The sequence below is a fragment of the Marinitoga lauensis genome (assembly GCF_004135675.1).
Lineage (GTDB): Bacteria > Thermotogota > Thermotogae > Petrotogales > Petrotogaceae > Marinitoga > Marinitoga lauensis.
This window is the reverse complement of record NZ_QHLX01000004.1, coordinates 308,194-325,732: the sequence shown is the minus strand read 5'-3', so window position 1 is coordinate 325,732 and position 17,539 is coordinate 308,194. Positions and strand designations below refer to the sequence as shown.

Here is a 17,539-nt window from a genome sequence, read left to right as displayed (position 1 = left end):
GATGAAATAGGTGAAGAGGAATTAAAAATTCTAAAATAAATATATTCTTTAATATAATGGTGAGCAGAAGCTTATTGAGATAGTAAATTCCTGGACAAAGCATTATTAATTAATATAGATATTTCGCTGGAAAAAGAATGAATGATTATATTCATTAATGAAAATTAGTGAAAGGAAAGTTTGTCGTATAGCAGCACATAATACGAATCCTTTAAATTCATGTATCTGAATTACAATATTAAAAATGGATTTGGAGATAATAAAAGATAGAGGAAATTAGTGATTTGATATGAACAATTAAACAATAGATACTATAGTTGATGACTTTCTCACGGCAATTATCGAATCGGAAGTAAGAGATTAATATATAGCGTTATTTCTCAGATATAAATCTATTAAGTATAAAATATTGGAAATTCTATTGAAGTGGATTTTGATTCGAAGGAAAATATACTATTAAGAGTTAATTCTCAAAGATTGAATCAATTGTTCTACAATATAATCAATAATGCAGTAGAAGAATTGGAAAATAAGAGGGAATAAAAAATTAAAATAGATGTATTAAGAAAGATAAAATATTGTTGTTATTATATCGGATAATGGTAAGGGTATTCCTGAAGAATATAAAGATAATCTTTTTGTTAAGCTTTTACAACGAAAAATATGGAAATGGCATAGGTTTTTTTATTGTTCATTATAGTAAAAGAATTAAACGGGGATATAAAATAGAAAGTTCAAAAGAAGGTACAAAGTAATATTGGAATTTAAGGAAGGAGTAATATGGGAAAAATATTAATAGTTGAAATGATAAAAATAGTGCATATATATTAAAAATTTTGGAAAAGAAAAATATGATGTTGATATGGTATATGATTTAAAAGTGTTAAAGAACTAATCAATACGATATAGCATTGCTCGATATGATACTTCCAGATGGTAAAGGACAGAAAAATCAGCGAATATATTAAAATCAATCCTTATTTAAAGGTAATATAATGACAGTTTGGAGATGTTCAAGACGCAGTTTATTCTATGAAAAGCGGAGCATTTGATTTCATTAAAAACCATAGATTTAAAGAGATTGATGTTATATAGAAAAGGCCTATGAAGAAATAAATTGGAAAAGAAAACGAAAGGCTGAAGTATATAGTTCAAGAAATATAAGGAAGATTTTGTAATAGGCAATCTGAAATTATGAAAACATATATATATAGTTAATAAGGTTATAGAACAGATGCAAATATTTTGATAACAGGAGAAACAGTGTTGGAAAGAGGTTTTTACCAGATATATTCAAAGATTAGTAAAAGAAAGGATAATCCGTTATAATAGTAAATTGTGCCGCTATACCAAAGGATTAGTTGAATCCGAATTATTTGGATATGAAAAAGGAGCATTTACTGGTGCGGAGAAATCAAACCTGGTAAATTTGAATTGGCGATAATGGAACTATTTTCTCGATGAAGTTGGTGAATTACCTTTAGAAATACAAAGTAAATTATGAGAGTTTAGAGAATGGAACAATAGAAGAGTAGGGGAACAAAGAAATTAATGTAGATGTAAGAGTTATTGCAGCTACAAACAGGAATTTAGAGGAAGAGGTTAAAAAGGTAATTTTAGAATGGACTTATTTTATAGACTTAATGTTATTAATATCAATATTCCGCCAATTAGAGAAAGAAGAGAAGACATACCAATATTTATAGAATTTTTAACAAAGATACTCAGTAAAATATAATAAGCCTAAGATAAATTTTTCAAGGGATGCATATAATACATTGATGTTGTATGATTGGCCCGGAATATTAGAGAAATTAGAAACTTTGTTGAAAGATTATTTATTATATTGACACTCAAAAAGAAATAAAAATCTGATATAGAAATATTATTGAAAATGTTGAAAATCATAGGTCTGACAATGATTTTATTCCTACTATGACTTTAGAAGAAATGGAAGAGAGTTAATATTTAAACCTTAGAAAAATATTCAGGGAACAAAACTAAGACTGCTAAAGCATTAGGAATAGGATTAAGAACATTACAATATAAATTAAAAAATATAAAAGTCTCAGGGGGAATTATGAAAAATCAAATAATAAAAAAGCATATTATTTTAGTGATAATTATTTTAATTACAAATATATTATTAGGGTTAATTTCCTATATGTATCAAGCTGGTTATCAACCTGAAGATCTAATTAATTATATTAATTCACAAAAAGCAAAAATATATTCGTTACATTTAAATTTTATGAAGACATGTATGAAATATCAGTGTTTCAGTTAATTCTAAAGATCCTTTTATGATATAGCTTTAGTTGATTTGATCTGGATACCAGAATTGGCAGTAATAATATGATATTGCCTTTAGATGATTTAATAGATAAAACAATCTTTGAGGATATACCCGATTATATATTGAATCAATTTAAATATAACGGAAAATATATGCATTTCCGTATCTGGTTAATATACAACATTTTTTTGTAAATAATGAAATATTGAAAAAGCAGGTTTTAAAGAACCACCAAAACTTTAGAAGAAATGAAATATCAAGCAAAATTATTAAAGAGAAAGGGATTCTTGACTATCCTATAGTCGATTCATGGACCAATGAAGAAGTACTAATGTGTGAATTCACATGGATATTAGGTGCTTTTGCGGGGGATACTACAATAATGGACGTTTAAATGTAAATAGCAAAGAATCATTAAAAGCATTAAAGTATATGAAAGTCTTTTAGATGAAGGATTAATGAATCCATTATCTTTGGAATTTAAAGAAGATGATGTTTTAAATATATTTATCAATGGAGATGCTGCATTTACAACTAATTGGACATATCAATCAAGATATATGAATGATCCAAGATATTCCAAAATAGTTAACAAAGGAAGTTTGGAACTAATACCGGTGTCCAATGAAATATCTAAAAAAAGAAAAACTGTGTCAGTAAGCGGTTTTCAGGGATTAGCAATTTTAAGAAATACAAAAACATTGGTGAAGCAATAAAGGCTTTAAAAATTTTAACGAGAAAAGAATTTTTTTATCAATTTGATAATGAAATACCTATTTATAAAAGTATGCATAAAGAGTATAGTAACAAAATTGATAATAAATATAAACTAATTGAATTAGAAAACGTTATTAACAGACCATCATTAATAGAATATAATAAGTTTTCTGAAGTAATGAGAAGATATATAACTATGGCATTAAAAGGATTATTAACTCCTGAAGAAGCTTTAAATAAAGCTCAAAAAGAAATAGAAAATATAAATTAAAAAAGTCCCGGGTGGGACTTTTTTAATCTCTATCGCCAAACATACCGGCAATCATTATCATTCTCAAAAGTTGTAATATTGCCATAGCTGCAGAGGCTACATATGTCATAGCGGCAGCTCCTAAAACCTTTTTTACGTGAACAACTTCGGATGTTGGCATTCCCATTAAAGGCAATGTTTTTATAGCTCTTGCACTGGCATTAAACTCAACTGGAAGTGTAATTAATGTAAACAAAACAGCAAAAGAGAATAATAAAATTCCCAATTGAATTAAGGCTTGACTATAAAATAAAAATCCGATTATAAATATTATCCACGATAAATTAGAACCAATTGATGCAAATGGGACAGAAAAGTTCCTTAAAACCAGAGGTAAATACTTTTCCTGATGTTGCATGGCATGGCCGACTTCATGAGCTACTACACCTAATGCTGCAACTGATCTGCTTGAGTAGGTAGCAGCGGATAATCGTAAAACCTTATTTCTTGGATCATAATGATCAGTTAAAAATCCAGAAACCGCTTCAACCCTTACATCATATAACCCAGAGAGCTCAACATTCTTCTGGCAAATTCCGCACCGGTTTCTCCAGTAGAGGATATAACCTTCGAATATTTTGAGAAAGTACTTTGAACCGACATCTGAGCAATTAAAGAAAGAATTAAACCTGGTAATAGTATAATGAATGTTGGATCAAACCAGAATGGATAAAAGAACATCTATCTACCACCTCCATTGATTTTCTCTTCTTTAGACATTTTAAAAGAGAGAATGTTCAAACTTATTATACTACAAAAGCTTAAAATATTCTTAAAAACTAATACGTTTAAAATTTTTTTTGTAAATAAAAAAATTAACCGTTTTATTAAAGAAAGTTTAAAAAAGAGGCGATAAAATAAAGTGGAGAATTTGGAGGTGATATAAAAATATGAAAAAATTAATATTGATAATTTTCGCATTAACAGTAATTTTTACGTCGTGTGTTTTTCAATCAACTAATGAAAAAGTAGATTTAAAAATTAGTTTTAAAAATGATTTTATAGAATTATCATGGAATAAAATCACTTCGGCTGAAAAATATGAAATATATAAAAGAAATAAAAATGATGAAAATTATAAATTATTAAAAATTATAAATTCTAATGAGACTACTAAATATGCGGATTATGATTTTGATCCGCATCAAACTTATATATATCAGATTATATATTATAAAAATAATTTTATTTCAGATCCTGTAGAAAAAACTATAGAAATACCAAATAGGCTACCTTCTCCAGTTACGATTATTTCACCTGAAAATAATAGTACAGTAAAACCAAAAAATTTAAAAATAATATGGAATAAATCGATAGACAAGGATAATGATGAGCTTGAATATACAATATTTATAAAAGATAAAAACGATGTATTATTATATTCTGAAAAAAGCACAGATACAGAGTATAATATAGATTTAAAACATTCCAAAACATATAAATTGAGGATAGATGTAAGCGATGGATATGACACAACAAAAGGCGAAGAAATAACCTTTTATACAACTGATCCAGATATATTACTCGATACACCTGAGCTTAACATATCAAATGTATCAACAGATACAATACAATTAAATTGGTCAGAAATAAAAAACGCCACATCTTATGAAATATATAGAAAAGAAGAAACAGAAGATGATTTTAGCCTCTTAAAAACAGTAGAAGAATTATCATATATCGATACGAAATTAAAAAGAAAAACTACATATTCATACAAAATCAGAGCAATACAGGAGGAAAATGATGACATTATAGCTGTTTCAAATTATTCAGAGGTAAAACCTGAAACCACTATTAATAATGAGCCAGTTTTTACATCCTTTTCTCCGTCTAATAATGCTACAGATGTTGAATTAGATATTAAACTTAGTTGGAAAGCCTATGATATTGATGGGATAATATTTATTATGATCTATATATTAGTGATGATAAAACAAAGGTTGAAAATAAAGATGAAAGCGTAAAGGTATTAAGTCATTCAGAGGAAGATGAATATAACTCAACATTATATATCAACACAACATATTACTGGAAGGTAATAGCAACAGATGAATATAATGATTCAACAGAATCAGATATTTTCCAATTTAAAACAAAATCAATAGATAACAACAAACCAGAATTAAATATAGATGATCAGGAAATATCAGAAGATTCAACATTAACAATAAATCTTAACGAATTAGCGACAGATAAGGATAATGATGAATTATCCTTTATGTTAATATCAGGTCCTGGAACAATAGTTGTTACAACAGAAGATGCGACAATATATCAATATTATGCAGATTATGATTCAGCAGGAGAATATGATGTAACCATAAGAGTGACGGATGGACTTGAAAAAGCAGATTCAACATTTACTATTACAGTGCTCAACAAAAATCGCCCACCAGAGAAACCAACAATAAAATATCCTTATAATAATAGTAAAAATATACCGATTTCTAACCTCAAGTTTGAATGGGAATGTATAGATTTAGATAATGATGAAGATATTACATACTCAATTTATCTTTCACCTTCTAAGGAAAAGGTAGAAAATAATTCTGAAGATGCTTTAATAATTGAAAATTATAAACAAAATAATTATACATTAGAAAGTACTTTAGATTATTTAACAACATATTATATAAAGGTAGAGGCTAAAGATAGCTTTGGAGCTACATCAATAAGCGATATAGTAAGCTTTACCACTGAAGAAAAACCTGCTATTATAGAAATAAGTGATTTGGAATTAAAAAATGGTGAAACTGGAGTAGCAACAATTTCTACAAAAGATTTATATTCTGTAAATGGATTAAAAAATATTGAAATAGTATATAATCCTCAATATATAGAAATAGATGAAACACAGGCAAGTTCAGGCGTCGATTTTTTGAGAAAGAATATACCAGTTTTTTTTGAAGATGTTGAAGTAAAAGAATATTCTCCGGATAAAAAATCAATAGTGATTAATATAGCATTTTCTAAAGGAGCTAATGTAACAATTTTAGAAGGAGATATTATTAAATTGTATTTTAAAGCAAAAAAAATAGGTACCAGTATAATTTTCTTTAAAAGTGCTGAGGGGTGAGGTTAATAGGTGAGGATGAAACAGAAACTATAAAATTTGATTATACCGATACTGGTAAAGTAATAATAAATTGAAAGGAGGCTATTTGATGAAAAGTAAAAAGTTTATAATCATATTTTTGCTTGTCACTATAATATTATTGCTAAACGGTTGTTTAACAAAAGAAAATAAGATAGTGAATAATTTAAAAACTGATACCGCAACAATTGATTTATCCAAATATATCAAAACAGAAAAAAATGAAAATGGTATGGTGGTTAAAACACAAAGTGAAATTAACGGTATCGAATTTGAATTTGAAAAAAACATAAATGAAGGCAATTTCAAATTTTCAAATAATACTTTGCATTTGTTTTATGAAAAAGATGGAAAAAAAAGATTAATGATTGCTAAAAAGGGTAAAAAAGGGTTTGAAAGTAATGAAATTCTTTATGCATATAATAATACGAATTTTTCTTCATTTAAAGTTATAGATATAGATAAAGAGGAAATAACTAGGGTAGCTGAGGGTAAAATACAATCTGGAGTATCCATAATGGATAATATAATGAATAAAGATGGATATGATGAAATAATTATACATGCCAAAGATGTGAATAATATAAAAACACTATATTTGGAAATTGGATTTAACAAAGATGTTTTTGAAATTGATATTGATAGAGGAATAATGGTGTAGTTCTTTTGAATAGTATTAATGGAGCAAAAAATATATCAATTACTCCGAATAATGATAAAGGGACACTTTTAATTAATGTGATGACAGATGAAGAAGTAAGTATTAATGATGAAGATATAATAAAAATATATGTTAAAGGTAAAGGGAATAAAGGAATATCAGATATTTATTTTATTAAAGATGAAGCTGGTGAAGAAAAAAGCAAAATTTTAAATGCCTCTGGTGAAAATGTAAATGTTAAATTTTATGATGGTCAGATAAAATTAAAAGAACCAAAATTATTAGGAGATTTCAATGAAGATGGAATAGTCGATTTAGATGATGTAGTACTGTTTTCTCAATATAATGGGTTGGAAGAAGGGATGCTGAATATAAAGAATCTTATGATATTGCACCATCTTATAACCTTTTCAAAAAAGATGGTTGGGAAGACATTATAGATACGTCTTATGAAGAAGAAATACAAAAGATAGATTTAAAAGATTTTACAACATTATCAGCTAATTTTGGTAAATCAGTACCGAACAATGTTCCATTAAGTCCTATAGCAGTTGACCCAAAAAGTGGAGATACAGAAGTTTCTATTCAACCGATATTAAAATGGTATTCAAATGATAAAGATGGAGATAAATTATCTTATATCCTTTATTTTGGTGAAACAACATCATCTTTATCTCCAATTGCAACAACAGAATTTTTAAATAAATCAGATTTTGAATATTCATATGATTTAAGTCAGGTTTATGATAAGTTGGATAAAACTAAAACATATTATTGGCAAATTTTAGTAACAGATAGTCGAGGAGCAACATCTTTAAGTGATTTATTTTCATTTACAACAGAAGGTGTATCAAATCTTAAACCGGTTGTAACGCAAATAGAGACACAAGAAATAACAGAAGGCTCAACATTTTCTATATATCTTCCAGACTATATTACTGATCCAGAAGGTGATTCTATAACCTTTAGTTTAGGGGAAAATAATGAAATAGGTGGAATAACAGAAGGTTCAACATTTATTTATTATGCAGATTATGATACAGTTACAACTGCAGAAGGTTCAAAAACATTTAATGTTGTAATTGAAGCATGGGATGAAGAACATATTAATAATCCAACACAATTAACCTTTACAATTAAAGTGCTAAATAAGAATAGAGCACCAGAAATTGAATTAACTACACCAACTAATGGCAAGAAATCGGAAGATACTACAGGAGTTAAATTTTCCTGGGAAGCAACAGATCTTGATAATGATGATATGACTTATTCTTTTTATCTAGGTACCAACCAGAACTCATTTGATATTTTAGATGGGGTTAAACCAGATGGAGATAAAAGTTATACTTATAAAGGTACACTGGAGGAAGGTACAACATATTATTGGAAAGTAAAAGTAAGTGATGGAAATGATGAAGTAGCCTCTGAGATTTGGTCATTTACAACAAAAGGATTTAGAGACGGAGGGCAAAAAGATAAAATTAGTGTAAATAATCCAATAAGAAAAGGATTAGTTATTTCTGAAGATGGGTATTTATTCTTTACCTCTGATTATGGAGAGAATGAAGGAAAATTATATGTTTATAATGCAACTAATCCAGGTGAATCTGCAATTGCAGAGGTTATTATTGATTCACCAGTAACAACTATTCCAACGCTCGATAATAATAATACAGTGTATTTTGCCACATTGGAAGGTAAGGTTTATGCTTATGAGTTTGATGGAGAGAATCTGGAGGAAAAATGGGAATTTATTGTAGGTGTTCCTGTTTATACATCACCAGCAATTGATGGGCAGGGTAGATTATATATTGGCGATAATGATGGAATATTACATGTAATAGATAAAGAAAATGGTGAAGAAATAACAACATATGTAACTAAGGATAAAAAAATAAAATCAAGTGTAGCAATTGATAATAGCGGTAATATATATTTTGGTTCATATGATGGCAACCTCTATGGATTAAAGTGGAACAATAGTACACTGGAGGATTTAACAGGCTTTCCAATTAGTGTAGATAATGAAAAGATCGTTACAAGTCCTGCTATAGATAATGAAAATAAGAAATTGTATTTTGCAACATTGAGTGGAAAAATATATGAAGTAGATCTTACAGATGGAACAAAAACAGAATTATTGGATACAGAAGAATATATAAGAATTTCTCCACTTATTGGTGAAAATGTATATTTTGTAACAACTACAGGTAAATTGTATAAAAGAAATGAATTAATAAAGAATTTTGGTATAGAGATCTCAGGTGTTCCAGCTATTGGAGAAGATAATGTTGGTAATGAATTAATATATGTTCCTGTATTAGGTAAAGTTTATGCTTTAGATTCATCGGGGAATGTAAGATGGATATTTAGTACATCTTCAGATGAACCAATAAGAGGCAATATAGAAATTGCAAAAGATGGTTCAATATATGCTGGCTCAACAGATGGTAATTTGTATATAATTTATGATTCTGAGAACAGTGGAATATATTCAGGAAAATGGCCAGTATTCCAGAAAAATTCCATGCATACAGGAGGAAACAGAGCACCACTAAAGCCATATAATTTAAATCCAGAAAATGGTAAGTTAAAAATAGCTCCAGAAGAAGATCTTACTCTAAAATGGAATGGAAGAGATTATGATAATGATACTTTAACCTATTATATTTATAAAGGGATAGTGAAGATAACCTTTCTCTTTTAGGAACAACTACAAGTAATTCTACTATACTCACAAAATCAGCATTGAAATATGGAAAAACATATTATTGGAAAGTTGTAGCCGAGGATACTTATGGAGCAAGTACCACCAGTGATATCTATACATTTGTAACACAACTTCCATTGATTGTAAGTGGTAGTTCGGATAATATATATAGTGTGGATATAAGCGATAAAGAGGATCCAGAAGAGATAAATTCAAAAAATATAACTTCTAATGCTACGATAATTATTGATGGAACATATGCATATATTGCAAGGGATGAAGGTTTTTATATCTATGATGCATCACCAACAAATTTAAGCGAAATAAGCAATAATGCAACAATAGCAAAAAATTTAGTAAATCTTGATAAAGAAGGAAATTATGTATATGCTTTAAGTAAAGATGCAAGTAGATTGATAATTTATGATGTATCCGATCCACAAAGTATTACACTAGCTGCTACAGTAGCAACAGATTTAAGTGCAGAAGTAAAAGCGATAGATGTAGAAGGTAATTATGCATATATTGTGGATAAAACAAACGGTCTGGTAGTATATGATATATCAAATAACAATAGCCCAACTTTAGCAGCGTCATATACAAATGAGATTATGAATCCTACAGATATTGTAGTTAATGATAGTTACGCTTTTATAACCTGTGGTGCCAGTGGTGTGGTTGTAATGGATATTTCGAATCCGGAAAATCCAGCATATATAAGTAGATTAAAGTATAAAGACGATGATACAAATGCGGTTGCAATTTATTGGTACAATAATAAACTATATGTAGCAAATAATAGTTCAAATAGTAAAGGTATCTCCGTAATAAATGCGGTTTATCCAGAAAATATGTATGAGGAAAGGTTTATTTCAGTAGGCTCTGGAGACCCAACGGATGTTTTTGTAAATGATAAATATATATATGTTGCCGCAAAAAGTGGTGGATTAAGAGTTCTTGACGAATCTGGAGAAAAAGAAGTAGGTAGTTATGGTAATGATGTAATAAATATTGGTGGAATATACAGCGAATAATAATTTGTCCCCGGAAACGGGGATTTTTCATTTAAAGTTAAATTATGCTATAATAAAAATAACAAAAATAAAAAAATGGAGTGATGAAAATGCGATTGAGAATAGGATTGGCACAGTTAAATGCACACGTTGGTAATTTAAAGGGAAATCTCGAAAAGGCAAAAAAAGCACTGGATATATCAGAAAAAGAAAAAGCTGATATATTGGTATTTCCAGAATTATTCCTAACTGGATATCCGCCAGAAGACCTTGTTTTAAAAACGGGTTTTTTAAGTGACTCAAGAGAATATTTGAATGATTATATAGAGTATTCAAAGAATAAAAATACAATTTCCGTTATGGGAAACCTCGATTTTGAGGTTGATGCATATAATGCTGCATATGTAATATATAATGGAAAGGAAGAAGCAAAATATCATAAAATATATTTACCAAATTACTCAGTATTTGACGAAAAAAGATATTTTTCACCGGGGAAAAATCCATTGTTGATTGAAATGAAAAATGGTTTAAAAATAGGTATTACCGTTTGTGAAGATATATGGGTACCCAATGGACCTGCTGTGGATTTAGCTGAAATGGGAGCTCATATAATAATAAATATATCAGCATCTCCATATTCAAAAGAAAAACCAAAAAGCAGGTTGGAAATGTTAAAAACCAGAGCCTCAGAATTATCAACATGGCTGGTATATGTAAATCATGTAGGAGGACAGGATGAAATTGTATTTGATGGCGGAAGTGTGGTTATTAATCCATTTGGCGAGGTAGTGCATTCATTGCCATTGTTTGAAGAGAAGATAGAGTTTATCGATATAGATCCAATATCTTCAACAAGGGCCAATTTAAGAGAGGGTAAAAGAAGACATCTCATATATGATACACATAGTGTTGAAATAAAAAAGATAGATAAAATAATAGAAAAAAAGAGCGATATTTTAAAACCAAATAAAAAAGTATTATTACTGGATAAATATGAAGAGATATATAATGCTTTAAAATTAGGACTTAGAGATTATATACATAAAAATGGTTTTTTAAAGGTTGTTCTTGGATTAAGCGGCGGTATGGATTCTGCCTTTGTTGCAGCATTGGCAGCAGATACCTTTGGTAGTGAGAATGTTTTAGGTATATTAATGCCTTCACAATATTCATCAAGAGGGAGTATAGAAGATTCCATATTGCTTGCTAAACATCTTGGAATAAAAACAGAAACAATTCCTATTAGAAGAACTTTTGAAAGTTTATTAAAAGAACTAAATGTTGCTTTTAAAGACCTGCCTGTAAATGTAGCAGAAGAAAATATTCAGGCAAGAATTAGAGGAACAATAGTTATGGCATTTTCCAATAAATTTGGTTATATTGCTCTTGCAACAGGTAATAAAAGTGAGGTTGCAACAGGATATGCTACATTATATGGGGATATGGCAGGAGGATTGTCGCCAATAAAAGATGTTTATAAAACAGAGGTATATAAATTAGCTGAATACTTCAATGATTTTAAAGGAAGGTGGATAATTCCTGAAAATATCTTTACCAAAGCTCCATCAGCCGAATTAAGGCCAGATCAAACAGATCAGGACAAATTACCGCCATATGATATATTAGATGCAATTTTAGAAAGATATATAGAATATGAAATGAGCATAGATGAAATAATAGAAGATGGTTATGATTTAGAAACAGTAAAATATGTTATAAAATTGGTTGATTTAAATGAATATAAAAGACGTCAGGGAGCTCCAGGTATAAAGATAACTCAAAGAGCATTTGGAAAAGATAGAAGAATGCCTATTACAAACGGCTATAAAATCTGGAGGTAATAAAATGGGGAATAATGATTTTTTGAGTAGAGAAGAAAGAAAAAAGGGTGCAAAATCTCTTCTGGTTATTTTTGCAATAATGTTCAGTATATATGTGGTAATATGGCTTGCATGGAACCAGTATGAAAAGGTATTAAATGAATTTAAAATATTACCGACATTGCAAATTGAAAAGGCAAAATGGACTAATATATATTCTAAAGATAAAGTAGTAGAGACAAAAATGGGAAATGTAGAAATAGAAAAAGTAGATGAAACAAACTTTATTATAAAGTATAAGGATAAAGTGTTTAATGAAAGAGCGTTTAGATATTTTAATGTAAGAGAAAAAGATAATGCAATATTAATATCCTTTCCATCTTTTTATATAAGAGGTATTAAAAATATTATGATTACAGATCAGGGGAAAGTATATGAATTTTATAAAGTTCCAACGGATTTAAATGATGAATACGATACATATTTTGCAGATTTTCTTCTTGGAAATATTAAAGGAGTTGAACTTTCGGATATTCCAGAAAAATTTAAAAATAATATTAAAGGAAAAAATAGCATTATAGTAAATTCAAAATATACGAAATTTTTTCTGGATAATATAGAAAAAATATACAGGCTTTCTGATTATATGTATTTATTTGTAAAAAATCAGGATACATCTAATTTTGTAGAATATTATATGGTGAATGCTGAAGAAGAAAATAGGGAAGAAAAAAATTATATTTTAAGGATATTTTTACTGGAAAAGTAATTGGGGATAATTATGTATGAAAACCTTAAAAATACAATTCAAAGAGTAAAAAAATAATAAGAAATGCTATTGATTTTAAGCTAGAGCAAATTGGATTTTTTCAAAAAAAACTATTTTAACTATGAATAAAAATGTAGTGGATAAAAAGATTTTTGAGATGTTAAAAGAAATGTTTTCAGAAAATTATGAAATTCAAAGAGAAAAATATATTGAAAATTATACGTTTAACTATGTAAATAAGGTAATAGCATTAAAAATGTTAAATGAAAAATCGATTTTAAAAGGATATAATGATTTTATTGAATTAAGAAAATATATTCCAGAACTTTTCGATGAAATCTATGAAATAGAATTAGATGAAAAAGATTTTTATAAAATAACGAATGAAATTGAAAAAGTTAAAGATTGGAATAAAGAAGATATTTTAGGTTGGGCGTATCAATATTATAATATAAATGAAGAAAGACCAAAACTTTTTGAACAGTCGCAATTTTATACACCTGAATGGGTTGTAGAGTATCTCGTAGATAATACGCTTACGAAATATTATTGTGAAATTTATGATGATGCTGAAATAGCCGAAAAATACAAAATAAAATATCAGAAAAAAGATATAACCAAAAAACTTGAGGATATAAAAGTTTTGGATCCCACATGTGGAAGTGGACATTTTTTAATAAAAGTATATGATAGATTAAAAGAATTCTATGAAAAACAGGGTTACGATAAAGAACAGTATATAAAATATATAATTGAGAAAAACATATATGGAATGGATATAGATGAAAGAGCTGTGGAAATAGCCAAGATTATCTTAAAGATAAAAGCATTGATAGATGGATATAGTAAAGATTTGAATTTTAATCTGGTTTCTACAAATTTTGAGATGGTAAAACCAGAGGATATAGAAGATAAAGAAATGAAAAAAGTATATGAAAATGTAAAAAAAGAACTTGAAGGATATGAAGAGCTTGGTAGTTTGATTATTTTAAGTAAAAAATCCAGAGAAATGATATTAAATCTCCAGAAAAGGAATATAATTCCCTTATTTGAAGAAAAAACACGTCTTGAAAAATACTATATAGATAAATTAAAAAAATTCTTTAAAATTTTGGTGTTAAATTATGATATTGTTATATCCAATCCACCATACACAGATTCACATGATTATACACCAAATCTCAAAAAACATATACGCAAAAAATATTTTAATTATAGAAAAAATCTATATGCATGTTTTATTAAAAGAAATTATGACTTTTTAGTGGAAGATGGATTACTTGGAATGATTACTCCCCAAACATTCATGTTTATAAGCAGTTATGAGGAGTTAAGGAAATTTATTATTAAAAATATGCATATTGAAAATCTCGTTCATTTTGGGTTAGGCGGGGTTTTTGAAGATGCACTTGTAGATACAGCCATGTATGTTTTAAGAAAATCAAAAGATATAAAACAGAAGGGATATACATAGATCTTAATGATGTTTCATATGAAAGTAAAAAATATGAATTGAAAAAAATTATAAAAAAATTGTATAAAAACGAATATTCGGAAAAAGTTTTTGAAGAAGAACAGAATGAATTTAAAAAGATACCAAGAGTTCCTTTTGTTTATTGGATAAACGATGATGTGAAACGAATATTTGAATATGATAAATTGATAAAGTATGCAGATGTAAGACAGGGAATAGCAACGGGTGATAATAAACGATTTTTAAGATATCATTGGCAGGTACCAAGAGAAGAAATAAGTTTTAACCATAAAATAGACAATAAAAAATGGGTTCCTTATGCAAAAGGAGGACCTTATAATAAATGGTTTGGTAATTTATGGTGGGTTATAGCTTTTGACGAAGATAATTATAACCTTTTAAAAAATATGGGAAATCGTTTGCCAAACAAACAATATTATTTTAAACCCGGAATTACCTACTCTATGACAACATCAAAAGGTCCAACATTCAGACTGCTTCCAGAAAATTTTCTTTTTGATTGTAAAGGAAGCAGTATATTTACAGAAGATGAAAATTTTAAATATGCATTATTAGGCTTTCTTAATAGTAAGTTAGCATTTTATTTATATAAATTTGTTGCCGGAAGTGTTGACCTGGAAGTTGGAGATTTAAAGCAAATTCCTATTGCAACTAGATTAACAGCAAATAATAAAAAAGACAGCTATTAATAGACATTATAAAATTAATTCTAATTATAAAAAAGCAAAATACAGACACATCTCCGTTGGAGTTTCATTATAAAGGTTCCCCACTACATCAAATTAAAGAAGGTGAAGTTGGAGAAAGATTGCAACATATAATATATACAAAGGATCTATTGGATACATATATGTTAATGCTTGAAGCGCTGGTAGAAAAGATAATATTTCAAATATATGGGTTAAAAAGAAGACAATAAAAGATATATACAAAAGTGAAGGAATACCATCAGGTTGGATGAATACAAGTATTTTTGAAGAGCTGCCAACATTAAAAGAGTTTTTAAAAAAGAATATTTAAAAGAATTCAATATAAATGAATATACAATAGAAAAGATAGAAAAAGAAATATATAGGTTTTTAAGTTATATAAAAATGGATTCTAATAACATTAGCATAAACGATTTTTATGATATTTACTATAAAAAAGCAGAGGAGAATATGATAATGCTATCGAGAGAGTTTCTCTGAAAAAACATGTAAATCCGTTATCTGTTTTTAATAGTGTTAAGGATAATATCATTTTGAAAAATAATTATAGAGTAAAAGAAATAATATTTTTAGCTATAAATGAAGAATACTTAAAAAATAAAGGAGATTATATTAAAGTACAAAATGGATTGTCAGAAATTGGAGTAACAGAAGAATCCATAATAAAATATTTAAAAATACCATTAGAAAAGTATTTAAAAACTAAATTTTTAAAAAATCAGATGAATTATTATAAAAAAACGGTTCCATATTTTTAGGGGAGGATATTATGGAGGAATATAAACGAATATTTAAACAGGTAACTTTTTCGGTTCTGATAATTATAATGATATTCTTTATAGGTATTGTAGGTTTTATGATCCTTGAAGGATGGGATTTTTTTAAAGCTTTCTATATTACTGCAATAACTTTATCTACTGTTGGCTATGGAATGCCTGAAAATATTTCCAATGCTACAATAATATTTGATGCTATTCTTATATTTTCCGGGATATCTGTGGTTTTATATTTAATTTCTTCTTTAACTGCATTATTTGTTGAAGGTGATTTTAAAAAGATTGGGGGAATTCTTAAAATGATGAAAAGAATTGAAGAAATTACAAATCATTATATTGTAGTGGGTGGAGGGAAAACAGGGAAATATATAATTGACGAATTTATTAGAACAAAAATACCATATATAGTTATAGAAAAAGATGAAGGAAAGATTAACAAATTATTGGAAAAAGAAGAATATAAGCATATAAATTATATAATAGGAGATGCTAAAGAGGAGGATATTCTGTTAAAAGCAAAAATATATGATGCTAAAGGAGTATTATTAACATTGCCAAGTGATGTTGATAATCTCTATATATCGTTAACCGCTAAAACGTTAAATCCATCTCTTTATATAGTTTCCAGTGCAACAAGTTCGGAGGAAGTAAGAAAATTATTATATGCTGGTGTAGACAATGTGCTGCTTCCACCAGAGATTACAGGAAAAAGGATGGCATTAATGGTTTCTAAACCAAATGTTCTTTCTTTTATAGAAAGTACTCAGGTAGATTTTGGAGAAACATTTGGCTTTGCGGAAATAAGAATTCCGGAAAATAGCTGGATGGTTGGAAAGGAATTTGGAGAATTGGAAATATCTAAAACTCTGGATGTTATCGTTATGGCAATCAGGCGTAATGGAAAAGCAAAATATAATCCTAAATCAAACTTTAAAATAAAAGCAAAAGATTCACTAATGGTAATAGGTGATCAGGAAGATATTGAAAAATTAAGAAGATTTGTTATAATGGCGCAAATTTAAAAACATTAATATTAGCCAATTTGCTATGAATTCACAAACGATTAACGAAATTAACAGTATTGTAAGTTGACAAAGAGGAAGAAAGGTGGTAATATATATACTCGGACGCGGACGAAGAGGTCTGCGGGAGGAAAAAGAAG

Annotated in this window: 16 protein-coding genes and 2 pseudogenes; 17 read left to right on the top strand and 1 reads right to left on the bottom strand. The window is 28.0% G+C overall.

Features of this window, described 5'->3' with window-relative positions:
- Window positions 1-1,291: 1,291 nt before the first annotated feature.
- The 4 genes and pseudogenes from DJ007_RS20255 to DJ007_RS08920 all read left to right on the top strand — a co-directional run bounded on the left by DJ007_RS20255 (window position 1,292) and on the right by DJ007_RS08920 (window position 3,284).
- Complete coding sequence (locus DJ007_RS20255) at window positions 1,292-1,444, top strand: sigma 54-interacting transcriptional regulator (RefSeq protein WP_438268388.1); 153 nt, start codon at window positions 1,292-1,294, stop codon at window positions 1,442-1,444.
- Between the two features lie 540 nt (window positions 1,445-1,984).
- Window positions 1,985-2,287: pseudogene (locus tag DJ007_RS20250) on the top strand (helix-turn-helix domain-containing protein); the annotation flags it as partial.
- A gap of 467 nt (window positions 2,288-2,754) precedes the next feature.
- Window positions 2,755-3,012, top strand: coding sequence for a hypothetical protein (locus DJ007_RS08925; protein WP_129409274.1), 258 nt, complete (start codon window positions 2,755-2,757; stop codon window positions 3,010-3,012).
- Window positions 3,013-3,083: 71 nt separating this feature from the next.
- Window positions 3,084-3,284 (top strand): hypothetical protein, encoded by a 201-nt coding sequence (locus DJ007_RS08920; RefSeq protein WP_129409273.1) that lies wholly within the window; start codon window positions 3,084-3,086, stop codon window positions 3,282-3,284.
- Between the two features lie 22 nt (window positions 3,285-3,306).
- On the opposite strand, the pseudogene DJ007_RS08915 reads toward DJ007_RS08920, so the two are convergent.
- Window positions 3,307-4,004 (bottom strand): annotated as a pseudogene (locus DJ007_RS08915) (zinc metallopeptidase).
- Between the two features lie 209 nt (window positions 4,005-4,213).
- Here DJ007_RS08915 and DJ007_RS08910 point away from each other — a divergent pair.
- From DJ007_RS08910 to DJ007_RS08855, 13 genes are all read left to right on the top strand, one after another.
- Window positions 4,214-5,290, top strand: a complete 1,077-nt coding sequence (locus DJ007_RS08910; protein ID WP_129409272.1) for a fibronectin type III domain-containing protein — start codon at window positions 4,214-4,216, stop codon at window positions 5,288-5,290.
- A complete protein-coding gene (locus DJ007_RS08905) occupies window positions 5,227-6,402 on the top strand; it encodes an Ig-like domain-containing protein (RefSeq protein WP_368359680.1) in 1,176 nt (391 codons plus the stop codon). The genes DJ007_RS08910 and DJ007_RS08905 overlap by 64 nt, the downstream gene beginning before the upstream one ends.
- A gap of 88 nt (window positions 6,403-6,490) precedes the next feature.
- Window positions 6,491-7,081 (top strand): hypothetical protein, encoded by a 591-nt coding sequence (locus tag DJ007_RS08900; RefSeq protein ID WP_129409270.1) that lies wholly within the window; start codon window positions 6,491-6,493, stop codon window positions 7,079-7,081.
- Window positions 7,082-7,086: 5 nt separating this feature from the next.
- Complete coding sequence (locus tag DJ007_RS08895) at window positions 7,087-7,521, top strand: hypothetical protein (protein WP_129409269.1); 435 nt, start codon at window positions 7,087-7,089, stop codon at window positions 7,519-7,521.
- A 311-nt stretch (window positions 7,522-7,832) separates the two neighbouring features.
- Entirely contained in the window at window positions 7,833-9,788 is a 1,956-nt protein-coding gene (locus DJ007_RS08890; RefSeq protein WP_129409268.1) for an outer membrane protein assembly factor BamB family protein, read from the top strand.
- 41 nt (window positions 9,789-9,829) lie between these two features.
- Window positions 9,830-10,825, top strand: coding sequence for an LVIVD repeat-containing protein (locus tag DJ007_RS08885; protein ID WP_129409267.1), 996 nt, complete (start codon window positions 9,830-9,832; stop codon window positions 10,823-10,825).
- Between the two features lie 89 nt (window positions 10,826-10,914).
- Window positions 10,915-12,648: an NAD+ synthase gene (locus tag DJ007_RS08880; protein WP_129409266.1), complete on the top strand. Its 1,734-nt coding sequence runs from the start codon at window positions 10,915-10,917 to the stop codon at window positions 12,646-12,648.
- Window positions 12,649-12,652: 4 nt separating this feature from the next.
- Window positions 12,653-13,396, top strand: coding sequence for a hypothetical protein (locus tag DJ007_RS08875; RefSeq protein WP_129409265.1), 744 nt, complete (start codon window positions 12,653-12,655; stop codon window positions 13,394-13,396).
- A 121-nt stretch (window positions 13,397-13,517) separates the two neighbouring features.
- On the top strand, window positions 13,518-14,870 hold the full coding sequence (locus DJ007_RS08870; RefSeq protein ID WP_129409264.1) for an Eco57I restriction-modification methylase domain-containing protein: 1,353 nt from the start codon (window positions 13,518-13,520) through the stop codon (window positions 14,868-14,870).
- 38 nt (window positions 14,871-14,908) lie between these two features.
- The gene (locus tag DJ007_RS08865) at window positions 14,909-15,580 is read left to right on the top strand and encodes a hypothetical protein (RefSeq protein ID WP_129409263.1); all 672 of its coding nucleotides are present in this window, start codon (window positions 14,909-14,911) and stop codon (window positions 15,578-15,580) included.
- A gap of 56 nt (window positions 15,581-15,636) precedes the next feature.
- Complete coding sequence (locus tag DJ007_RS14765; protein ID WP_165974088.1) at window positions 15,637-15,810, top strand: hypothetical protein; 174 nt, start codon at window positions 15,637-15,639, stop codon at window positions 15,808-15,810.
- A 324-nt stretch (window positions 15,811-16,134) separates the two neighbouring features.
- Window positions 16,135-16,359 carry a hypothetical protein gene (locus DJ007_RS08860; RefSeq protein ID WP_129409262.1) on the top strand — a complete coding sequence of 75 codons (225 nt, stop codon included), beginning with the start codon at window positions 16,135-16,137 and terminating at the stop codon, window positions 16,357-16,359.
- 11 nt (window positions 16,360-16,370) lie between these two features.
- Entirely contained in the window at window positions 16,371-17,399 is a 1,029-nt protein-coding gene (locus DJ007_RS08855) for a potassium channel family protein (protein WP_129409261.1), read from the top strand.
- The last annotated feature ends 140 nt before the right edge of the window (window positions 17,400-17,539 follow it).

Excerpts from the sequence above, each read along its gene's own strand:
- DJ007_RS08925 (WP_129409274.1), top strand. The coding sequence starts at position 2,755 with ATGAATCCATTATCTTTGGAATTTAAAGAAGATGATGTTTTAAATATA.
- DJ007_RS08920 (WP_129409273.1), top strand. The coding sequence starts at position 3,084 with ATGCATAAAGAGTATAGTAACAAAATTGATAATAAATATAAACTAATT.
- DJ007_RS08910 (WP_129409272.1), top strand. The coding sequence starts at position 4,214 with ATGAAAAAATTAATATTGATAATTTTCGCATTAACAGTAATTTTTACG.
- DJ007_RS08900 (WP_129409270.1), top strand. The coding sequence starts at position 6,491 with ATGAAAAGTAAAAAGTTTATAATCATATTTTTGCTTGTCACTATAATA.
- DJ007_RS08880 (WP_129409266.1), top strand. The coding sequence starts at position 10,915 with ATGCGATTGAGAATAGGATTGGCACAGTTAAATGCACACGTTGGTAAT.
- DJ007_RS08875 (WP_129409265.1), top strand. The coding sequence starts at position 12,653 with ATGGGGAATAATGATTTTTTGAGTAGAGAAGAAAGAAAAAAGGGTGCA.
- DJ007_RS08870 (WP_129409264.1), top strand. The coding sequence starts at position 13,518 with ATGAATAAAAATGTAGTGGATAAAAAGATTTTTGAGATGTTAAAAGAA.
- DJ007_RS08855 (WP_129409261.1), top strand. The coding sequence starts at position 16,371 with ATGGAGGAATATAAACGAATATTTAAACAGGTAACTTTTTCGGTTCTG.